Annotated in this window: 6 protein-coding genes; 5 read left to right on the forward strand and 1 reads right to left on the reverse strand. The window is 68.0% G+C overall.

Features of this window, described 5'->3' with window-relative positions:
• Positions 1-233, reverse strand: a 233-nt coding sequence (locus ABZ570_RS33505) for a hypothetical protein (protein WP_358072131.1), incomplete at its 3' end; no start/stop codon positions are given.
• 177 nt (positions 234-410) lie between these two features.
• Between ABZ570_RS33505 and ABZ570_RS33510 the strand changes: the two genes are divergently transcribed.
• From ABZ570_RS33510 to ABZ570_RS33530, 5 genes are all read left to right on the forward strand, one after another.
• Positions 411-1,949: a phenylacetate--CoA ligase family protein gene (locus ABZ570_RS33510; RefSeq protein ID WP_358072141.1), complete on the forward strand. Its 1,539-nt coding sequence runs from the start codon at positions 411-413 to the stop codon at positions 1,947-1,949.
• Positions 1,946-2,392: a DUF4188 domain-containing protein gene (locus ABZ570_RS33515; protein WP_358072133.1), complete on the forward strand. Its 447-nt coding sequence runs from the start codon at positions 1,946-1,948 to the stop codon at positions 2,390-2,392. The genes ABZ570_RS33510 and ABZ570_RS33515 overlap by 4 nt, the downstream gene beginning before the upstream one ends.
• Positions 2,389-3,519: a hypothetical protein gene (locus tag ABZ570_RS33520; protein ID WP_358072135.1), complete on the forward strand. Its 1,131-nt coding sequence runs from the start codon at positions 2,389-2,391 to the stop codon at positions 3,517-3,519. The genes ABZ570_RS33515 and ABZ570_RS33520 overlap by 4 nt, the downstream gene beginning before the upstream one ends.
• Positions 3,516-4,427, forward strand: a complete 912-nt coding sequence (locus tag ABZ570_RS33525; protein ID WP_358072137.1) for a hypothetical protein — start codon at positions 3,516-3,518, stop codon at positions 4,425-4,427. The genes ABZ570_RS33520 and ABZ570_RS33525 overlap by 4 nt, the downstream gene beginning before the upstream one ends.
• A gap of 326 nt (positions 4,428-4,753) precedes the next feature.
• Positions 4,754-5,005, forward strand: a 252-nt coding sequence (locus tag ABZ570_RS33530; RefSeq protein ID WP_358072139.1) for a helix-turn-helix transcriptional regulator, incomplete at its 3' end; no start/stop codon positions are given.

The following is a 5,005-nucleotide window of genomic DNA, read 5'->3' on the forward strand; positions in this document are numbered from 1 at the left end:
AGCTCAGTCAACGAATCCCTGAACAATCCGCCCCGAACTGGTTGACATCTTCCGCCGCCGCGCGACCAGGCGATGGTGGCGTCGTCCATCGACCAGTGGTACTGCACATCGCCGCTGAGCCCGTGGTCGGAGACCATCGCTGCTTGCCGTTGCCCGACCCTGTCGCGAGCCGCCGAGGCGACCGACTCCCACAACTCATGCTCATGCACGGCTTGCTGGCCCACGTGATTCATGACCCTCCCGCCCTCGCGGCACAGCCCGCGCAGCCGGCCGGCCAGAACCTACCGACTCCGCAAGGTCGGCACGGTAAACCTAGGTCAACGGGAGCCGTTGAGTCGGGATGCTCAGGGTTGTTGAGTACCGGTGACCAGGGAACGACTTCCGAACGTTCCTATCCTTGACGCGTGGTGATGACCTTCCTGCGTCAGTGGACGCTGCGGGTCGCGAGCTTCTCGTTGACCGGCCTCTACACGCTGCACCAGATCCATCCGGCGGTGTGGCGGCTCATGGCGCGCAACTACCGTCCTTACATGGGTCGCTTCGCTCGGCTGCACGCGTGGATGACCTGTCAGTTCGCCGCGATCGACGTGCCCGCGTACGGCGACTTCCTGCGTCGTAACGGATGGCGATTTCGCTGGTTTGACCTGTCGTCTTACCCGGCGACGGACAAGCGGTCGTACGTGATGGCATACCCGGAGGCCGAGCGCTGCTGGCACGGTGAGATCGAGATCGCCGGCAGCGTCGTCGACGAGTCCTCGGGCTCGTCCGGTCAGCCGTTCAACTGGATTCGCAGCCGCCGCGAACTGCGCTCGGTTCACAAGAACCTGGCCGGCTACGCGACCATGGTCTTCCCGTCGAAACGGCGCTTCGTCATCAACGCGTACTCGATGGGCGCCTGGGCCACGGGCACCAACACGGGCATCGCCATGTCCAAGATCGCCATGGTGAAGAACACCGGCCCGGACCTGCAGAAGATCGCGGACACCCTGCGGTACTTCGGGCCCGACTTCGAGTACATCGTCACCGCGTACCCGCCGTTCCTCAAGCACCTGCGCGACAAGCTCGACGCCGAGGACTTTCCGTGGGGCGAGTACCGCATCAGCGGCCTGGTCGGCGGCGAGGGGATGACCGAGGCGCTGCGTGACTACCTGGAGGAGCGTTTCCTCAAGGTGCGCTCCGGCTACGGCGCCAGCGACCTCACCATCGGTATCGCCGGGGAGACCGACTTCACCGTCTGGGTCCGACGCCGGCTGCGCACCGACGCCGCCCTGCGGATCGCTCTACTCGGCCCCGCCGAGCATCGACTGCCGATGATCTTCCAGTACAACCCGCTCGAGACGTACCTGGAGACCAACGCCGACAACGAGGTGATCTGCACAATCAACTCGACGGCGGTGCTCAACCCCAAGGTCCGCTACAACATCGGCGACGAGGGCCGGCTGATCGCGTACCCGGACGTGCTGGCCGCAATCGACGACCCGGCCGCGCGGCTCGAGGCCGAACGCGCCGGGCGGACCGACCGGATACGGCTGCCGCTGCTGTTCCTGTTCGGCCGCAAGGACAGCACGATCTCGTACATGGGCGCCAACATCTACCCGCAGGACGTCGAGTACGGCCTCTACGCCGGCAATCCCCTCGCGCACCTGCTGCAGAGCTTCTGCCTGGAACTGGAGGAGCACGCGAACCTGGAGAGCCGGCCAGTCGTCAACCTGCAGCTGCGCGAGGATCTCGCGCTCAGCCCCGACGAGCGGCTGGCCCTCGCCGAGACCTGCCGCGACGGGGTGCTGCGCTACCTCGCCGAGGCCAGCCGGGACTTCGCCGAGTCCCTGGTTGAGGACCCGTCCGCGGCCGACCTGCGGGTGAAGGTTCATGACTACGGCACCGGCCCGTTCGTCGACACAACATCCAAGATCAAAAACGTGTACCTGGTGAAGGGTGCGACGACGTGAGGACCTCCGACTTTTCCGCCGCCCCGCCGGTTGGTCAAGCGACCGCCATGTTCGTCGGCGCCACCCGATACCGAGGGCCACGCTCGATCCTCACCCTCACCCGCACCTGGTTCAAGATGGTGAAGCAGATGAAGCGGATGGACGGATACCGGTGGCACACCGTGTACTACCAGTTCCCGTTCACGCTTGGCACCATCGCATTCTTCAGCGACCGCGACGCGCTGTTGAAATTTGCCCGCAGCCGCCACCACCGCGACCTCATGTGCTGGGTGACCGACCACGGCACGCGGAACGCGACCGGCGGCTACATCCGGCTGTACAACGCCGAGCCCGAGGGCTACAGCAACGGCGTCTGGCGCGCCGAGGCTGACGGCATGGCGCACATCCCGACCTTCACCCCGCTGTCCACCGAGACGGCCGGCCCGCCGGTGCACCGCCCATGAGGGTGTCTCCGGTCGAGTCGCGGGCGGATCTGCGAGCGTTCGTCGACTTCCCGCTTCGACTGCATCCGACCAACCGGTACGTGCCCCTGCTGTCGTCGGTGATCGCCGCGCACCGCCGTAGGGCTGAGTTGTTCCTGGTCCGAGACGAACGCGGCGTGGTGGTCGGGCGGACCAGCGTGCACCGCAGCACGGCCTTCGACGCCAAGGTCGGTCCGCGGCAACTGTTCGGGCACACCGAGTTCGTCGACGACGACGCGGTCTTCGCCGCCATCCTGGACACGGTCGAGGCCAGGGCCGACGGTCGGCCGCTGTTCGGACCGGTCGCGTTGCTGCCCAACCAGACCGGCGGGGTGATCACCTCCGGCTTCGCTGATCGCGGCTTCGTGGATTCGGCCTGGAACCCCGCCTACTACCCCGCAATGTACGAGCGGCACGGCTTTCGGCGCCGATTCGAGGCCGACACCTGGCTGGTCGACCTCCACGGCACGGCTTCGGGGGCTGGCTCGACCACCGCCTCGATCTCCGCGGACACTCCAGTCGACGTCGGCCGCGACCACGGGTTCGTCTTCGATGACGCCCGCATCGCCGCAGAGGGGCTCGTCATCCGGCACGGCTCGCGGCGGCACTTCCGCGACCAGCTGCCGATCTTGCGGCAGCTGCTCAACGCCAGCTTCGCGCAGCTCGGCTACTACACCGAGATCTCCGCCGAGCCACTGGCCGAGCAGACCGACGGCCTCGCCTACCTGCTCGACGAGGCGCTGCTGCTGTGGCTGGAAAAGGCGGGCCGGCCGATCGCGTTCGTGGTGGCGGTGCCGGACATCTCCGAGTTCCTCATGGCGGTCGGTGGCCGGCTCGGCGTGCTCAACCAGCTTCGCCTGCTGGCCACCCGCGCCCGGTACCGCCGCGACGCGGTGCTCATCATCAAGGGCACCGTGCCCGAGGAACAGGGCAAGGGGTACCTGACGCTGCTGTCCCGGGAGTTGCACCGCAACCTCGCCGCCGGCGGGTACCGGACACTGCGTAGCACCTTCGTCGAGCGGGAGAACGCCGCCTCGGCCGCCCAGTACCGGCGGGCCGGCGGGCGGCCGCTGCACGGGTACACGTTCTACGAGAAGGCGCCGGCATGACCTGGGTCGAGCAGTTGCGGGCGCACGAGGCGGTCTGCCGCCGGGCGCCGAGCGCGCACAACACGCAGCCGTGGCAGCCCGCCTACCACGCCAACGAAATCGTCATCAACGTCGATCCGACCCGGTCCCTGCCCGACTCCGACCCGACTGGGCGTGACCTCGGCCTCGGAATCGGCGCGTTCGTCGAGACGTGCCTCATCGTCGCCGCCGATCTCGGCCTCCACGTCACCGCGGCGCCCGGTCCCCGCCTGGTCGCCGCGGCCCACGCTTACCCAACACCGTTCACGATCGCGGACATCGAGGCCCGCCGGGTCGCCCGTGGCCGATACGCGGCCGGGCCCGTCGACGCGGCCGCGCTCGCCGACCTCGAACCGGGCTTCGTCCACCTTCCCGCCCGGGATCTCGCGAGCGAACTGGTGGTCGCCGACCGCTGGCAGTTCGGCACTCCAGCCGTCGTGGCCGAGCTACGCGACTGGCTACGCCTCGACCCACACCATCCGCGCTACCACCTCGACGGTCTCACCGACCGGGCCCTCGTCCTGTCCCGGTTCGAAGCGCGCTTCCTGGCCGCCGCGCTGCGCGCCTACCCGGTCACCCGCCGGCTGGGCCTCGCGGCGCTGCTGGCCGCCAGCGGCCGAAATCTGCTGCGGTACGACGGCAGCGTCCTGGTCATGCTTGCCGAGGGCGACGACCACATCGCTGCGGGACGGCGTCTCCTGCGTAGCTGGCTGACCCTCGCCCGGCACGGCCTCGCGGTCCATCCGCTCAGCCAGCTCATCGACTGTCCAGTGACCGCCGCTCGGCTCGCCGAACGGGTGGGCGGCCGGCCGCTCGCGGTGTTCCGAGTCGGCCGGCCCACTGCCGAGCCAACCCGCTCGGCCCGGCTCCAACCTGAACCCGCGGGCTGAGCAGGACTCACCGACACCTGCAGATCTTCGGCAAACGACCACAGCGGCGCAACTGCGCGACCAGCAACCATGGGGCGGAAGGGCAGCTCTCCGAAACGAGAATCTGGGCACAATACGTGCTGCGGATGATCAAACAGCTCAGTCAGTCAGTCCGCGTCATCGGATGTTGGCCGCCCAAGCCACGCTCGACGCGCGACGGCCCGGCGATGTCATCCGGCGTCAGCAGGGGCAAGGGGGTCTTGTCACCGACCCGAGGGCTTGGATGCAAGAACCCTGAACTTCCGTTTGTTGACCCATTCCGGCGCTGAGTGTGCGATTATCGCACCATGGCTGATGGCTGGGACTGGCCCCTTGTCGGTGAGCAGGTACGACAAGCCCGCCTGTCGTTGGGGATCTCGCAGCAGGACCTCGCGGCGATGGTGGGGCTAGACCGCACCATGCTGGCCAAGGTTGAGGCTGGTAGCCGCCGTTTGGACGGCTTGGAGCTGGCTCGGCTTTCCAGGGCACTGAAGGTGTCGATGGAGTACTTGATTCAGCCGCCGCCAGCGGTGCTGTCCCGACGGGCGGCACCGCTGACC

This window comes from Micromonospora sp. NPDC007271 (assembly GCF_040634005.1).
Classification (GTDB): Bacteria; Actinomycetota; Actinomycetes; order Mycobacteriales; family Micromonosporaceae; genus Micromonospora.